The sequence below is a fragment of the Flagellimonas pelagia genome, assembly GCF_003584135.1.
Taxonomy (GTDB): domain Bacteria; phylum Bacteroidota; class Bacteroidia; order Flavobacteriales; family Flavobacteriaceae; genus Flagellimonas; species Flagellimonas pelagia.
This window is the reverse complement of sequence record NZ_QXFI01000012.1, coordinates 1-15,486: the sequence shown is the minus strand read 5'-3', so window position 1 is coordinate 15,486 and position 15,486 is coordinate 1. Positions and strand designations below refer to the sequence as shown.

Sequence of the window (15,486 nt, the reverse complement as noted above, 5' to 3'; positions counted from 1 at the left end):
GAGAATATTTCAAACTAGCTTTTCAAATGGGTCAATTGCTCCCCAAAATCATATTGCAGATCTTCATGGAGCAGGGGCAATTTCTTTTCGATATAGATCAATTGCCTGTCGTACAAGTTTTTTAAAGTGGTATTACGGTGGATGGAAGGCCGAAGGGCTTTCAGTTTTTCACAGAAATAGAGCAGTAGTTCCACTTCGGTTTCATTGTTGCCCGAATAACGGATGTATTTTTTGATGGTTCGAAGGATTTTCCGGACACTTTTTTTGATGTAGAAATAGCTGTTCACATTGATTTCAGAAAACAACTCGTCCACTTCTTGCTTCACGGATTCAATATATCCCGATTCACTGTCCGCCTCAAAAAGTAGGTAGGTAAGGAGTTCCTTGTTTTCCTTTTTGAACCGGGCCAATCGCAAGCACAGTTGGACCACTTCATCCGAAGATCTGTGTTGGAGTTCTTTTTTGATTTGTGCTATGGTAGATGCCTTCATGAATGGTTTATCTCAAATATGAGGCCCCATTCACGTCGATAATGGTCCCTGAAGAATAGGCAGCACCTTCCGATGCCAAAAACAATATGGCATGGGCCACTTCTTCCGGTCGGGCCATCCGTTTGAAGGGAGATTCCCGCAAAAGATTTTCCCGCTCGGCGGGGGTAAGAGTTTCTTGTGCCATTTCGGTTTCAGTGAACCCTGGGGCCACAACCCCCACATAAATGTGGTGAGGGGCCAGTTTTTTGGCCAACGATTGACTCATGGCATTCAGGGCGGCTTTGCTTGCGCCGTAGGCTGGCTTGGTGGGTTCCCCTCGGAAAGACCCTCGGGAAGAAACGTTGACAATGTGTCCGCCACCCGATTTCATCATGGCCTTAGTTCCCCAATAGCAGAGATTTGCCGCCGCAAAGAGGTTGGTTTCAAAAGTTTTTTCCCAAGCATGGGTCCAATGATCAAAATCCACATGGTCCAATTCATGAAAAATGGAAATGCCCGCATTGTTCACCAAAACATCCAATTGGCCATAAACCTTGATGAAATCATCGATCAATGCCTTGGTCTCTTCCTTTTGGGAAATGTCCCGTTTAAAAAGATGATGACCTTCCCCGGGAAGTTCTTGTAATGCCATTTGGGCCGCTTCGTCATTGTTTTTGTAGTTGACCCCGACCTTGGCCCCTTTTTTGGCGAAGGCCATGGCGGTAGCTTTTCCGATGCCGCGTGAGGCCCCTGTGATCAGTACGTTCTTTCCTGTAAAATCCATAATGGTGGTTCTTGATGTTCCAAAGATAATAGGAATGGGCATTTTTGAATGCTAAATTGAATTGCACTACCTTTAAATCCATCAACCGTACCTAACAATATGGGTAAAAAGAAAAGACATTGGCTTTGGAATGTACTGATCGTGGTCACCGTGGTTTTCTGTGTGCTCGCTTTTGTGGAGCATTACAAAAATTGGCATAAGATTGAGGAAGGCAGCCTTAGGATTTTCTCAGGCATATACTACCAGAAGGTTCCGTTGGCCGAGATCGATAGTGTTCTTTTGGTAGATAAGCTGCCCGAAATGGAACGCTCGAGTGGGTTTTCATGGGACATGAAGGAAAAAGGCGTTTTTAAGGATTCCATCACCCAAGCCAAGGTGTATGTTTTTGTGGACGACCTACGGCAGCAGAAGATCAAACTGGTACACCATGACTCGCTCAAAATGTACATCAACCTGCAGGATAGTCTTCAGACCCAAGAATTATACTCCATTTTGCAAACGGATTTACAAGATCGTATGTCTTCCAAAGGAAAAGAATGATGAGGACTTTTTTTGTTTTCTGTTTGATGGTTTTTCCCATGATACTCTTGGCCCAGAACACCATTTCGGTACATGTGAACAATGTGTCATCCAAAAAAGGTAAAGTAAATGTGGCCGTTTACAATTCGGATGAAGCCTTTCTCTCCTTTGAACGGGTCTTGACAACGGAAAGTGTGCAGGCCAATGAAGGTAGTGTTGTTTTGAAGATTGCAAACTTGCCTGCAGGGGAATATGCCTTGGCTGTTTTCCACGATGAAAATGATAATGGTAAATTGGATACTAATTGGTTGGGGATTCCAAGGGAAAAGGTGGCCTTTTCGAATGCCGAGATGAAAACCTTCGGGCCACCCAAATACAAGGAATGCGCCTTTCACATAACCTCGGATTACGTAATCAACATTAACCTTTAAATTTTAGTAGATGGGAACACTGTTTATGGCACAACTTATGGGAGCATTGTACGGGCTACTGGCTGTGGTTTTTGGTGCCTTTGGTGCCCACGCCCTTAAAAAGAAATTGACCCCCGAACTCTTACATAGTTTTGAGACAGGGGTCAAATATCAGATGTACCATGCCCTAGTGCTTTTGGTACTTGGTTTTAACCTAAGTTTTGACGGACCATTGGATTCGGCCATGGTCAACTGCTTCATCTTTGGTACGTTGCTGTTTTCCTTCAGCATTTATGCACTTTGTTTAAGTGCGGCCAAAGGGGAAAACTTCGGTTTTTGGGTCCGGTTACCCCAATTGGGGGATTGCTATTGGTAATCGGTTGGGCCCTATTGCTCTATTCCTTTGTTTCCAATTTGATTTAGGGTCTTCATCACTAATTGCAGATTATCATATTCATTTTGAATAGGTCACAACTTTTATGCTTATGGCGTTGTGCAAAGAATTGTATGCTTGCCATCCTAAATTACCTTCCATTATTTTGCATTGCTAGTTTGTCAAAATGGCGTTTTAATATACTTCTCGATAAACTGTCTGAATAGTTTGGGCAATTGTAATATTTTCGATGCAATCCATATGACCATTTTTCTAATAAGTCATAATCAAAATGAACCATATCTTCAATACGGCTTTCAATGAAAACAAGCTTTAAGGCACTTTCATCCATAACCCCAAGTCCGGCATCAAACAAATTTTTATCTGGCAACCTTACAAGAACATGATTGCAATCTGAACCATCCGGTTTCATCATAAAAACAATATTGACCGAGTCTTTGAACCTGGAATTCCACTCTTCATAGAAGGCATAGGCAAACTCACCGCATGGTCCCATGTCCACCCTCGACCATCCATCAATTGTGCCATAGGTTAAAAGAAGTTCATTTCTAAGTTCATTTAGAACTGCTATACGATTATTTTCAACCTGGGTAATGCTGTCATTACCCAGATTTTCCATATTTGGTTTGCTCGATTTTGACTGTGAGCATGAAAACAAAAGAATTGCTGAAAAGACAATCACTGATTTTTTCATAATTTATTTTTTTGAATAGCGTAACTCTTGCCCCATCACAAGATTGGGTCATCTTTCAGATATACCACGTTGTTGTGATTTAGAGCCTTAAGTAAACATTGCCGTTGATGGTGTTCAGTTTCATGCGGTGCGAGGCATTGCCAAAACTTCCTTCCACTTTTTGCCCCACATAACGTTTGGATACCTTGAGGTCCATTTTTTCGTCGGCGTAAATGTTACCGTTCAAGGTCTCGGCCACCATTTGGGTATCCTTCATGACCAAGTCGATGGCTCCGTTGATGGTCTGTAGGTCCATATCTCCATTATATTTTTTGATGTCGATATCCCCATTGATCAATTCTGCGGTGAAATTCCCTTCAATAATGTCGGATTGGAGCTCACCATTGATGCTACTCACCTTGAATGAAGCATTTTTTGGCACATAAAGCACGTAGTTGAACGTATAGGTGTCCTTGGTAAAATAGTACCTTTCCTCTTCATTGGGATGGTTCTTGTTCCATTCATCGTGAAACGCTTTGAACACATCTTTGGGTTCCGAGGTGATGCTGATGGTCTTGGAACCTTCGTCGATGTCCAATTTATACAGGTCCAAATATTTGCCGTCTTCTGTAGTAAGGTCCACTTTGAAATAAACGGTGGATTTGTCCCATGTCTTCACTTCGATGTTGGATGCGAATTTTACATCAAGGTCAATGTATTGCCCGGAATAGTTAAAGTTCTTTTCAATGACTTTTTGGGCACTCAGGGATAGGGTGCAAAGGCCTATCAAGGCTAAAATGAAATTTTTCATGACTGTTCGTTTTTTTGATGTTTTGGATTGTGATTACTTTTTTCTGAGGTACATGTTCCCGTTGGTCGACTTCATGGAAAGGTTGACACCCCCACCATTGATGGTCGATTTGATGTTTCTGCCCAACAAGGATCGCATACCGTTCTTTTCTTCCGCTTTAATGTCAAAATCGGTATACACATTACCGTTCAAGGTGCTTAGGGATAAGTTGGCAGGCGTGTTGCTGGGTAAGGACACATCTACGGCACCATTGGTGGAGTATAGGGAAATAGGTGAATCTTGTTTCACCGTGCCGAAGGTTACGGCAAGTTCTCCGTTCAAGGTATTGGCGGTTACAGGACCGTTTACATTGGAAACCCTGACACTTCCGTTCAATTGGGCATCTGCTTCAATTTCGCCTGCAAAACCGTCAATTTCAATATCTCCGTTCCAAGTGCTCTTCACGGAAATATTTTGGTTTTTTGGGAGATAAATTTCGGCATCACCAGATTTTCTTAGGTTGTAAACAATCAGGGTGCTGCCATCCTGGATGACCGAAAAGCCCACATCGGTGTTGTCGGTGCCGCCTTCACCCACTAATTTTAGGCCCTTGGCCCTTTCGGGGGTTTTCATGGATGGGCCAGATTTGATCAACAGTTCGTTGGAACTGTGGGTTTTTACCGTTACGTCTGCCTTGGATTCGATTTTTACCCATTGGATACCGCTCAACGATTTGGTATAATCGGCCTGGGCCCGGGCTACCGTACTGGCAAAGAGTACGGCTAGGATAATGGTGAATTTTCTCATGATTTTCGCTTTTTGATATTTATGTTAAACTTGGTAATACTGCTTTGATCTGTTCTTTGATGAAGGGCTGGGTGTCTTCATTCTCCAATAATTTCTTCATGGGTTCGGCCGCTTTTTTCTCTTGAATCTGAACTAAGGTCTGTATGATGGCCACTTGAATGCTTGGGTTTTTTTCCTTCTCCAATGCTTGGATGAGCACATGCTTTACGGTTTCCGAAGAGGTATATTTGGATAGGGCCTCGAAAGCGGTCAACCGAACGTTATCGTTCTCATCATTAAGCAATCGGTTGGCCAAGGCCTGTATGATGGCCTCATCCGGATTCTCAAATTCGTCGATATAAGCTACCCCTTGGATACGTTTGCTGGCTGATTGGTTTTCCATAAGGGAAAGCATGGCGGTCTGTTTCATGTTCAGGTTCTCGTCCTTCAACTCGGCCAGTTCCTGATCTATTTTTTTCTGTTGGAATACACTTCCCATCTGAAAGGATGCGACCAACAAGGCAATACTGGCCGCAATTTTGAGTACGGAACTGGCCCAATCATATTTTTTCGTTTTGGACGACAAGGGAACTACTTTGCCCATAGCTGCTTTTTCAGCTTCCAAAGCTTCTTCAAACCTTGATTTTAAACGTTCCGAAGGAACGGGAACCACATCGTTCTTGAACGCCTTGAGGAGTGCTTCCATTTCCTTTACTTCCTGTTGGCATTGAGGACATTTTTCCAAGTGCCGTTGAATGTTCTTCATGGTCTCGTTGTCCAGGGAGCCATCCAAATATTCGGGGATAAGATCCAAAACGTGTTCGTTTTCCATGGTTATATTGTTTCTAAATAGATTTCCTTCAATTTTTTTAATATCCTGCAGACCTTGGTCTTGATCGCTCCCGGGGTACTGCCCATAATTTCTGCAAGGTCCTCGTACCGTATTTCCTGATAACGGTTCAGGAAAATCAGCTCACGGTCTTCCGGGGACAATCGGTTCAATGCATTTTGCAAATGGGCATTGTTTTCGGTCATGTCATTTACTTCTTCCGCTGATTGGTAGGCCAAAATCCCAATGTCTTCAAAGGTTTTGTGGTGCCTTGTAAAATGCGTCTTCAAACTGTTCCTGGCTATAGTGAACAACCAAGATTTGAAAGACCCCATATGGTATGAACTTCTGTACTTGATCAACTTGTAAAAAACATCCTGTGTCAAATCTTCGCTCAGCATGCGGTCTCCCGACATTTTGAACAGAAAATTGTACACATGTTTGTGATGCCTGTCAAAAAGTACCTTGAGCAAATCTAAATTGCCCTCGGCCACTTTTTGCATGATCATTTCATCTGAAAGCGCTTCCAAAAGATGTTTTTTAGTTGGCGTTTACTTTATATAGTCAGGAAATTAAGAAAGGTTACATCACCAATAAAAAAAATTAAAGGTTGATGTGAGATAGATTTGGAAATATGATTTTTCCTATTGAATACAATGAGGTGAAATGTTATTGGTAGGTGGTAATCTTTATGACCCCGTTACCGCCCCTTGATCCATACTCTGCGGCATCAGAACCTGCAATGGTCTGTATTCTTTTTACGTTGAAACTGTCCACCAACTGGTTGATGGACTGAAAGGAATTACCCATAACCGTGCCGTTCAATACGTACAAAGGTTCGGTGCCGCTATCAAAAAATTGAGTGGAGTTCCGTAAAAAATGCGGTACCCCATTTCGTAAAGTGATGCCTGGCATTTTTCGGATACGATCGATCAATGGAATGTTCCTGGCATTTTTTTCTGCCAGTTCTTCGGAATGGCTTTTATCATAAGATGCATTCTTGTTGGATGAACAAGCGGTCAACAATAAAAGCAGTACTAAAAGACAGAGAAAATGGCTTTTCATGAGAGTAGGATTATAATCTAAAATACTAAAAATTAATTAGTTGAAGACATTAATCCTGTTGGGATTTTAACTGCAGCCACAATTGTCCTGACTGCAGTCCTTGGAATTTTTCTTGCCTCCATGGATCAAGGACTTGGGAAGAAGGAACTTGTACACCAAATAGGCAACGGCCAAGGCCAAGATCAGATAGACCAATATGTGTTGAACCGTTTCCATTAGATGAGGATTTGATAGGCAATCAATGCTACAAGGTAGGCAAAAACACTCATAAAGCCCAATTGGAACAAGGGCCATTTCCAAGAATTGGTCTCCCGTTTTACAATGGCAAGTGTGCTCATGCACTGCATGGCAAAGGCATAGAAAAGCATCAAGGAAATACCGGACGCCAAGTTGAACAATGGCCTTCCCGAAGAGTCCAACTCAGCGGCCATTCTGGTTTTGATGGTTTCTTCCTCGTCACTTCCCACGCTGTAGATGGTGGCCAAGGTGCCTACGAATACCTCCCGTGCTGCAAAGGAAGTGAGCACGGCGATACCTATTTTCCAATCGTAGCCCAAAGGTTTCACCAAAGGTTCAAATGCTTTTCCGGCCTGGCCTATATAGGAATGTTCCAACTTATAGCTGGCAATTTCCTGGGCTTCGGCCCTTTCCCTTAGATCGTGGGTCATGGACTGTATGGAGTCTTGAATGACTTCTGGTGCAATCCCTTCGGCCAGAGCATTTTCCCGATAGGCATCAATGTTGTTCTGGATGTAGTTTTTACTGTATGTGCTAAGGCCTTCCTGTTCAATGCGATCGTTCACGATCTGCTCGGCGTTCTTGAAATCTTCGGAGTATCCGTTGGAACCCAAAAACCAAAGTACAATGGAGATGGCCAAGATGATTTTCCCTGCCCCGAACACAAAGCTCTTGGTTTTTTCCAAAACCGTATAGGCCACATTTTTCAACAAGGGCAGGCGATAGGTGGGCATCTCTACCATAAAGAGCGATCGGCTCTTAATTTTCAGAATCTTGTTCAGGATCATGGCAGAGAAAATGGCCATGCCAAATCCGATGAGGTATAAAAGCATCAAGGTCAGGGCTTGATAACTCAGTCCTAAAATGGTTCCCTTTGGAATCACCAACGCAATCAAAATCAGATACACAGGTAGCCTGGCGGAGCAGGTGGTGAAAGGTGTCACTAAAATGGTGATGAGCCTTTCCTTCCAATTTTCAATGGTTCGGGTAGCCATTACGGCGGGTATGGCACAAGCCGTTCCTGAAATGAGGGGCACGATGCTTTTTCCGCTCAGTCCGAAGGGTCGCATCAATCGATCCATTAAAAAAACCACCCGACTCATGTATCCCGATTCTTCCAAAAGGGAAATAAAAAGGAACAAAAAGGCAATTTGGGGGATAAAGATGACGATACCACCAATCCCTGCAATGATGCCTTCGGCCAAAAGATCCGTAAAGACCCCGGGAGGCAAGGTATTTTTGATCCATTCGCTGGCAAGGGCAAATTGCTCATCAATAAAATCCATGGGATAGCTGCTCCAGTCAAAAATAGCCTGGAAAATAGTAAGCAGGATTACAAAGAAGATGAGATAACCGAAAATCTTGTGCGTCAGTATCTTGTCCAGGGAGGCACGGAAGCCCTTAGCGGCCAAGAAATCCACTTTGTAGGTCTCTTTTAGGGTGTTGTTGATGAACTGGTAGCGCAACACTGTTTCCTTGTGCTGCAATTTTTTGAGTTCCTCCTTGGATTTGGTGGTGAACGATGTGGCATCCTCAATATGTTTCTTCTCAATCGGCATGAAGTTCACATCCTGGGTGATCACCAGCCAAAGTTTGTACAGATCCTCGTTGGGGAACGTTTTTTGAAGTCGTTCAAAGTACTCGGGAGAAATTCTTTTGGCATCGACATTAGGAGCAGAAGACAGGTTTTTGTAATCCGCAATGAGCTCCTTGATTCGCTCTATGCCTTGTCCTTTCCTCGTGCTGACCAAGGCAATCTTGGTATCCAGCTTTTTTTCCATTGCCTCGATGTCCATGGAAATCCCTTTTCTGGACATGCGGTCGGCCATATTGATGACCAAGATGGTGGGAATCTTCAGGTCTTTGATTTGCGTAAAAAGGAACAAGTTCCTTTTGAGGTTTTCCACATCGCTGATCACGACTGCCACATCGGGATAGTCTTTATCGTTCTTGTTCAAAAGCAATTCCACCACCAAGCTTTCGTCCAAAGAGGTAGTGTTGAGGCTGTACGTGCCGGGAAGATCAAGAATATGGGCCTTTACCCCTCTGGGAAGCTTACAGATGCCCTCTTTTTTCTCTACCGTAATGCCAGGGTAGTTGCCCACTTTTTGTTTGAGCCCGGTAAGTTGGTTGAATACAGAAGTTTTTCCGGTATTAGGATTACCGATCAGGGCAACGTTGATGTTCTTGCTCATAGGGCTTGGGTTTCTTCAATGATATCCAGCTCAATGAGTTCGGCCAGTGATCGTCTAATGGCTATGTGACTTCCACTTAGGTTGATGTATATGGGGTCGTTCAAAGGGGCCACTTGGATCAGTTCAATACTGTTTCCGGGCAAACAACCGAGCTCCAATAGTTTAATCGGTAGAACATGTTCCGCAAAATCTTTGATGATTCCCTTTTGGCCTTGGGTGAGGTCTGCAACAGTAGCCACTAAGCTTATTTAGATTGAATATAATTAAGGGCAAAAATAAGTAAAAAAGCTAAATATTTGGCCATCATCTTTTAAACGTTTTGTTTCAATCCTCGTAACTGGCCTCAAGAATCTTGATGTCTTCCAACAACTTGTTGATTTCCTCCCGATTGGTGCCATCATAAAAACCGCGGATTCTTTTCTCCTTGTCCACCAAGATGAAGTTTTCGGTATGGATCATATCATACGGCCCACCATCTCCATCGGTCTTTACGGCTAGGTACGATTTACGGGCCAGCTCGTAAATCTGCTTTTTATCTCCGGTCACCAAATTCCATTTGCTGTCCACCACTCCTTTTTCCAAGGCATACTTTTTCAGTTGGGGCACAGAATCGATCACCGGGGTCACCGAGTGCGATAGGAGCATGATGTTGGGGTCATCCAAAATGGCGGCCTGTATCTCTCCCATGTTTTTGGTCATGATCGGGCAAATGGTGGGGCAGGTGGTAAAAAAGAAATCTGCCACATAGATTTTCCCTTTGTAATTGTCTTGGGTAATGGTATCACCGTTTTGGTTCACCAAGGCAAAATCAGCAATGGTGTGGTACTTCTTTTTGTAGTAGAGTGTGCTGTCCACAAGCGATTTATCCACCATGTTAGGTTGGTACACAGGGAGTACATTTTCGGGCTGTAGGGCATTGTAGAATAGGTAGATGATAATGGCCGACAGACCAAGGAACACCAATCCGAACAACTTGTATTTCGCAAAAAAAGAACCCATGGTGCAAAATTACGGCCCAAGGGATGATCTGCCATGATAAAACTCAACTTTTGTTGCTAAATCTTTCTTAAATCGATGAGTGAACAAAACCTTGGTTTTTTTATCATTTCTTAAAAGGTTACTTTTGTGCGTTTTAACAAATTGTGACTGATGACCCCTATATTGATAAAGACCATACAATTCTTTCTAAGCCTTTCCCTGCTTATCGTCCTGCACGAGCTGGGGCATTTTATACCGGCCAAAATCTTTAAGACCCGGGTTGAAAAGTTCTTTCTCTTTTTTGATGTAAAGTTTGCCCTGTTCAAAAAGAAGATAGGGGAAACGGTATATGGTATCGGTTGGTTGCCTTTGGGCGGTTATGTGAAGATTTCCGGAATGATCGATGAGAGCATGGACACCGAACAGATGAAGGAAGAACCTAAACCTTGGGAATTCCGGAGCAAACCGGCCTGGCAACGTTTGATCATCATGTTGGGAGGGGTAACCGTAAACTTTATTTTGGCGGTGGTCATCTACATTGGTATGGCCTATGCTTATGGGGACGAATATATTCCCATGGACAGCTTAAAGGATGGGGTGTGGGTCACTGAAAAGTCCATTGGTGATGAGTTGGGAATCCAGACCGGGGACAAAATCATTGCTGTGGATGGCAACGAGTTGAAAACCTTCAGGAGTGTTTTTGCAGAATTGATCAATGGGAACACCATTACCTTGGAGAGGAACGGCCAACGTATTGAAAAGGAAATCCCTGTGGATTTTATTTCCACTTTGTTAGAGGATGAGGACAAAATCCATTTTTTGAGTTTTAGGGTGCCCTTTATCGTGAACCAGGTTCCTGATACTTCCCATAACAAGAATGCAGGCTTTAAATCTAAAGACGAGTTTGTCAACATCAACGGGTCACCTGCCAAATATCGCGATCAAGTGATGACCCTATTGGATAACAACAAAGGAAAAGAGGTTGATGTCCTTGTAAAAAGGGAAGATGGTACGGAGCACCATGTTATGGCCAAAGTGAGCAAGGATGCCAAATTGGGCTTGGAAACCGCTGCGATCACCATGGAGGATTTTCAGGATAAAGGGATATTTAGGATCGAGACGCAAAAATATTCTTTCTTGGAGGCCATTCCAGCCGGAATCAACAAAGGGGTGTCTACCCTCTCGAGCTACATGAAGCAATTGAAAAAAATCTTCAATCCAGAAACTGGAGCCTATAAAGGGGTAGGAGGGTTCGCCGCCATTGGGGGCATGTTCCCCGATACTTGGAACTGGCCGGCCTTTTGGGCCACTACGGCATTTATCTCCATTATTTTGGCGTTTATGAACATTTTGCCTATCCCAGCCTTGGATGGGGGGCATGTGATGTTCCTGTTGTATGAGATGATCACGGGCCGCAAGCCCAGCGATAAGTTTTTGGAGTATGCCCAAATGGTGGGCTTCTTCCTTTTGATCGCTCTATTGCTGTTTGCCAACGGGAATGATCTGTATAAATGGCTTTTTAAATAGAAAAGCTATTTTTTTGTTTGTGGTGTAATAAAGAATCTGCTATATTTGCACCCGCTTAAGGTAAAATTCCTCCTTAGCTCAGTTGGTTAGAGCATCTGACTGTTAATCAGAGGGTCCTTGGTTCGAGCCCAAGAGGGGGAGCAGATACAGCAAGGCTTCAGAGAAATTCAAACTCTGAAGCCTTTTTCATTTGCACGCAATTTGCACGCGGATTGAAAAAAATAAAGTTTGAACCCAAACTTTAACATTTCAAACTAAATTTTTTCAGAATAATTTGTCACTTGTCCCAAATACTTACCCTTAAACTTTTGCACGTGGATCCTGTTCCAATTTTATAGTGTTCGGGAAGAAAAGCGTAAATTAAAATTGGAATAGGGGCAACCTATTGTGCTAATAAATGACTTTAGAATAAAAATCCAATTAAGTTTAATTTTCCTTACTAGCATCCTTGTGACTGTTGTCTAAATGTGGATACATTTCTCGTATCTTTTTCTTTTTTTCTTCAGTGTCTGCCAATTCTAAAAGCCTCTTAAATAGGTTTGTTTCTAAATAATGAGATTCTGTGCCCATATAGAAATAATCGGATATAAAGTCAACAGATAATTCAAGTATATGGGTCATTTCTACTAAGCCCCCGAGATCAAATAAGATTACGGTATCGTCTAATGGGTTATCATCGTATTTTATAAATTGTTCTTTAAAATCACCTGGGATTTTATCTATATGATTAATGAAATTATAAAGCGGATCCAATACCAATATCTGGAAAAGCGAATCATTATGTTTTTTATTAACCATTACGTCTACGGTTTTCTGGTAGAGAATAGGCAAGTTGTGTGTGCGAGGAACCGTGCTATCTGTCAATGATAAATAAGCTTTACAAAATACCTCAATGTAAAATGTGAGATTGTGGAAAATTGCCGGTGATAATTTGCTTAATTGGCTGGATGGATACGAATCGATATCATATACCCTTTCATCTTTAACAATTTCAATCGCATTTTTAAAAAGTAGTGATATTACTAAATATTGGTTTAAACAAGAATTTAGCGCACGATTAAAAGTAGGTTTATTTTTTGCAACTAATCCCGAAGTACTTACCCAAACATACCCAAACTGGCTTTCGGATATATGTATTTTTCTACTTGAATCGTAATAAAAATAGTTTTTAGTAAAGTATTCATAGTCAACCTTTAATGATTCGAGTAAGTTGATGAAGAGTTCTCTTTTGGAAAATTTAAATTTATCGGCAAAGGCTTCTTGTGAAGATATAAGATTGAGTAATTTCTCCAATTGACGTGGATTGGATATCAAAATATAATTTTCACCATCTTCAGTAATGATTTGCATTTTTTGTTTAAAGTTCTATTCCGTTTTAATCTAACTTCATCAACACGAAAAATAGACGTTTTTTTAAACTAAGCACATAAAAGGTTAAAATTCTTAATACGTTCTGGGGGCTTATTTCATAAATATTTCATCTCTTACATAACTTGCATTAAACCAAAAACAGTGTTTAGTATATTCAGTAAGTTTTGTTAATTTATCAGGTATAGGAAGCATAAAAGTATCTGCAGCATTTCTGGCATGTGGTCTGACATGACTTATTCTGTTTTCAGTTTTCTTTGGAAAGTAGGTCTTTCTAATGCCAATATCGCTTACTTCTCGGACTATCAAACCTCTAGAAACTGCTTCAATCATTTTGTCCCAAACTATTTTGGCCTCTGATATGTCGGATTGTGGCATATTCCAAAACCGTACTTTTTTTAAAATTAGATCATCGTTTTCATATTGATAAAAAACAAAGAAAAACTTACTTTCTAAAATATTCTTGAAATCAGAGTCTTCCCAATCAGTTTTGATTAATTCTTGAAATTCAAATGTTGGAAATGAAATATCTTCTTTTGGTAGGTTATTTTCGCTAAGTCGAATTGTTTTGACTTGGATATCGGCCTTTTCAAATTCTTCTATTTTTTGCCCAAGTTTAAGACCAAGAATTGCATTAGTAAGGTTGGCAAAATAGCTTTTGGCTTTTTGATTCAACTCCAAACCCAAATATTTTTCTATCTCTTTTGCTGATTTACCATAGAAAGGAAGGAATTTCGATATAACTATTTCTTCGATTGATTGAACTGCATCGAGAATTTCGGGCCGCTCTATAATCTTTCCATATGTCTCAGTTTCCTCCTGAGAAATGTTTGCAATTATGTGATTAACATAACCTTGCTTAAGAGAATAAGCCCTTTGCTTTGCTTTTTCTTCATTAAATGGCTGATTGCGAAAAGATTTTAAGGCAGTTGAGCCTTTTGTGCAAGCCCCAAGATAAAATGTGTCACCTTCTGATAATTCGTGGGCCTTGCCATCTTTTATTTTTTTATTTATTGTTTCCCAATCATGTTTGATGATTCTTAAATCTTCACTTGGGTATTGCCAATCATTTACAAGCCTTATATTATAATCTAGCAAGTCCAAATCATTGTCATGAAGATAAAATACCAATAATAAATGAGCATTTTTCTTCCAAAAGGAACTGTTCTCAAATTCCTCTTTGTATACTTCTATATAGTTTATAATATTTAATACAAGTCTTTCCTTTGCCCGAAACTCTGTAGATACCCCGATCTTTAGGACAGTTTTTCTACAAAACCAATATAATTATCAAGCTGCTCTCTTGAATAGATCGATGGGTCTTTCATAGTCGATGGACTGATGTCTTCTTTCATGGTTGTAATAATCAAAGTACTCTGCCAATAACAGATAGAGTTCCATACCATCCTTTGGAGGGTTCAGATAGATTTTCTCATACTTTACATTCCTCCAAAGCCTTTCGATAAAGGCATTGTCGGTGGCCCTTCCCTTGCCGTCCATGCTCAGGCGTATTCCCTGACCCAAAACATAGTTGGCAAACTCCTCGGCAGTGAACTGGCTCCCCTGGTCCGTATTGAGGATCTCCGGTGTCCCGTGCTCACCTATGGTCTCTTCCAATGTTTCCCTGCACCATTGGGCATCCATGGAATTGGACACGCTCCAGTTCAGGACATAGCGGCTGTGCAGGTCGATGATGGCCACCAGATAGAGATATCCCTGTTGCATGGGGATATAGGTAATATCTGTGGCCCAGACCTGATTGGGCCTGTCAACGGTCAGGTTCCTCAGCAGGTACGGATACGTTCTGTGGTCCTTGCACCTTCGGGAGGTATGTTTTCCCGGAAGGACGGCCCTGAGGCCCATTACCTTGTAATAGAGCCGTTCGATACGGTTCCTGCTCACCTTGTACCCTCTGTCCCTGGTCAGCCAGATGTGCATCCGCTTGGCCCCTTTGAAGGGATGGTGGAGGTAATGCTCGTCCATCTCGCGCATGAGCCTCAGGTTCAGTTCGCTCTCGCCCCTTGGCCTGTAATAGAGCCCCGAGCGATGGACCGACAATGTTCTGCACTGCCTTGCAATGCTCATCTTGGAATGACCCTTGCGTATCATTTTTCTGCGTTCGGAGAGTGGTCTCAGCGCAAGGCGTCCTTTAAAAAATCGTTCTCGACCTTCAACTGGCCTATGGCCTTTAGAAGTTTGTCCTTCTCCCTTTCGGTCTCGCTGCGGGCATCCTTCTTGCCCGATTCGAACACCTGCTCGGCCCCATCAAGGAAATCGCGCTTCCAAGCGCTGATCTGGGTAGGGTGTATCTCGTACTTCTGGGCAAGTTCGGCAAGGCTATGCCGTTCCTTCAAGGCTTCCAGGACCACTTTGGTCTTGAACTTCGGGGTAAACTTTCTTCGTGTCATATTCAGTAAATTTAATGATTAAACTTACTGCCCTAGTTTTTGGGGTATCTACA

Annotated in this window: 19 protein-coding genes, 1 tRNA gene and 1 pseudogene; 5 read left to right on the top strand and 16 right to left on the bottom strand. The window is 42.1% G+C overall.

Annotation, left to right across the window (positions count from 1 at the left end; translation table 11 throughout):
* Positions 1 to 14: 14 nt before the first annotated feature.
* Both D2V05_RS04180 and D2V05_RS04175 read right to left on the bottom strand, forming a co-directional pair.
* Positions 15 to 491, bottom strand: coding sequence for a hypothetical protein (locus D2V05_RS04180; protein WP_119646286.1), 477 nt, complete (start codon positions 489 to 491; stop codon positions 15 to 17).
* 7 nt (positions 492 to 498) lie between these two features.
* Positions 499 to 1,296 (bottom strand): SDR family NAD(P)-dependent oxidoreductase, encoded by a 798-nt coding sequence (locus D2V05_RS04175; protein ID WP_235855384.1) that lies wholly within the window; start codon positions 1,294 to 1,296, stop codon positions 499 to 501.
* Between the two features lie 57 nt (positions 1,297 to 1,353).
* Between D2V05_RS04175 and D2V05_RS04170 the strand changes: the two genes are divergently transcribed.
* From D2V05_RS04170 to D2V05_RS04160, 3 genes and pseudogenes are all read left to right on the top strand, one after another.
* A complete protein-coding gene (locus D2V05_RS04170; protein WP_119646285.1) occupies positions 1,354 to 1,794 on the top strand; it encodes a hypothetical protein in 441 nt (146 codons plus the stop codon).
* Entirely contained in the window at positions 1,791 to 2,204 is a 414-nt protein-coding gene (locus D2V05_RS04165; protein ID WP_235855383.1) for a DUF2141 domain-containing protein, read from the top strand. Before D2V05_RS04170 ends, D2V05_RS04165 begins: the two co-directional genes overlap by 4 nt.
* Before the next feature lie 10 nt (positions 2,205 to 2,214).
* A pseudogene (locus D2V05_RS04160) lies at positions 2,215 to 2,606 on the top strand (DUF423 domain-containing protein).
* 101 nt (positions 2,607 to 2,707) lie between these two features.
* Here the strand turns inward: D2V05_RS04160 and D2V05_RS04155 are convergent.
* From D2V05_RS04155 to D2V05_RS04115, 10 genes are all read right to left on the bottom strand, one after another.
* Positions 2,708 to 3,271 (bottom strand): hypothetical protein, encoded by a 564-nt coding sequence (locus D2V05_RS04155; RefSeq protein ID WP_147378225.1) that lies wholly within the window; start codon positions 3,269 to 3,271, stop codon positions 2,708 to 2,710.
* Positions 3,272 to 3,350: 79 nt separating this feature from the next.
* A complete protein-coding gene (locus tag D2V05_RS04150; protein ID WP_147378224.1) occupies positions 3,351 to 4,061 on the bottom strand; it encodes a DUF4097 family beta strand repeat-containing protein in 711 nt (236 codons plus the stop codon).
* Between the two features lie 33 nt (positions 4,062 to 4,094).
* Entirely contained in the window at positions 4,095 to 4,847 is a 753-nt protein-coding gene (locus tag D2V05_RS04145) for a DUF4097 family beta strand repeat-containing protein (RefSeq protein ID WP_119646282.1), read from the bottom strand.
* Positions 4,848 to 4,866: 19 nt separating this feature from the next.
* Positions 4,867 to 5,658 (bottom strand): HEAT repeat domain-containing protein, encoded by a 792-nt coding sequence (locus D2V05_RS04140; RefSeq protein WP_119646320.1) that lies wholly within the window; start codon positions 5,656 to 5,658, stop codon positions 4,867 to 4,869.
* 2 nt (positions 5,659 to 5,660) lie between these two features.
* A complete protein-coding gene (locus D2V05_RS04135) occupies positions 5,661 to 6,185 on the bottom strand; it encodes an RNA polymerase sigma factor (RefSeq protein ID WP_147378223.1) in 525 nt (174 codons plus the stop codon).
* Between the two features lie 139 nt (positions 6,186 to 6,324).
* Positions 6,325 to 6,720 carry a TonB-dependent receptor gene (locus D2V05_RS04130; RefSeq protein ID WP_119646280.1) on the bottom strand — a complete coding sequence of 132 codons (396 nt, stop codon included), beginning with the start codon at positions 6,718 to 6,720 and terminating at the stop codon, positions 6,325 to 6,327.
* Between the two features lie 66 nt (positions 6,721 to 6,786).
* Positions 6,787 to 6,936, bottom strand: coding sequence for a hypothetical protein (locus D2V05_RS19625; protein ID WP_183114781.1), 150 nt, complete (start codon positions 6,934 to 6,936; stop codon positions 6,787 to 6,789).
* Positions 6,936 to 9,152, bottom strand: coding sequence for a ferrous iron transport protein B (gene feoB, locus D2V05_RS04125; protein WP_119646279.1), 2,217 nt, complete (start codon positions 9,150 to 9,152; stop codon positions 6,936 to 6,938). The genes D2V05_RS19625 and feoB overlap by 1 nt, the downstream gene beginning before the upstream one ends.
* Positions 9,149 to 9,391: a FeoA family protein gene (locus tag D2V05_RS04120; RefSeq protein ID WP_119638964.1), complete on the bottom strand. Its 243-nt coding sequence runs from the start codon at positions 9,389 to 9,391 to the stop codon at positions 9,149 to 9,151. The genes feoB and D2V05_RS04120 overlap by 4 nt, the downstream gene beginning before the upstream one ends.
* A gap of 85 nt (positions 9,392 to 9,476) precedes the next feature.
* On the bottom strand, positions 9,477 to 10,151 hold the full coding sequence (locus D2V05_RS04115; RefSeq protein ID WP_119646278.1) for an SCO family protein: 675 nt from the start codon (positions 10,149 to 10,151) through the stop codon (positions 9,477 to 9,479).
* 150 nt (positions 10,152 to 10,301) lie between these two features.
* On the opposite strand from D2V05_RS04115, the gene rseP reads away from it, so the two are divergent.
* Both rseP and D2V05_RS04105 read left to right on the top strand, forming a co-directional pair.
* Positions 10,302 to 11,657 (top strand): RIP metalloprotease RseP, encoded by a 1,356-nt coding sequence (gene rseP / locus D2V05_RS04110; protein WP_119646277.1) that lies wholly within the window; start codon positions 10,302 to 10,304, stop codon positions 11,655 to 11,657.
* Between the two features lie 67 nt (positions 11,658 to 11,724).
* Positions 11,725 to 11,798, top strand: a tRNA-Asn gene (locus D2V05_RS04105).
* Between the two features lie 285 nt (positions 11,799 to 12,083).
* On the opposite strand, the gene D2V05_RS04100 is transcribed toward D2V05_RS04105, so the two are convergent.
* The 4 genes from D2V05_RS04100 to D2V05_RS04085 all read right to left on the bottom strand — a co-directional run bounded on the left by D2V05_RS04100 (position 12,084) and on the right by D2V05_RS04085 (position 15,433).
* Entirely contained in the window at positions 12,084 to 13,007 is a 924-nt protein-coding gene (locus D2V05_RS04100) for a hypothetical protein (RefSeq protein WP_119646276.1), read from the bottom strand.
* 111 nt (positions 13,008 to 13,118) lie between these two features.
* Positions 13,119 to 14,279: a Sau3AI family type II restriction endonuclease gene (locus D2V05_RS04095; protein WP_262706544.1), complete on the bottom strand. Its 1,161-nt coding sequence runs from the start codon at positions 14,277 to 14,279 to the stop codon at positions 13,119 to 13,121.
* Positions 14,280 to 14,315: 36 nt separating this feature from the next.
* Complete coding sequence (locus tag D2V05_RS04090) at positions 14,316 to 15,134, bottom strand: IS3 family transposase (protein WP_119645567.1); 819 nt, start codon at positions 15,132 to 15,134, stop codon at positions 14,316 to 14,318.
* A gap of 23 nt (positions 15,135 to 15,157) precedes the next feature.
* The gene (locus tag D2V05_RS04085) at positions 15,158 to 15,433 is read right to left on the bottom strand and encodes a transposase (protein ID WP_072882405.1); all 276 of its coding nucleotides are present in this window, start codon (positions 15,431 to 15,433) and stop codon (positions 15,158 to 15,160) included.
* Between the last annotated feature and the right edge of the window lie 53 nt (positions 15,434 to 15,486).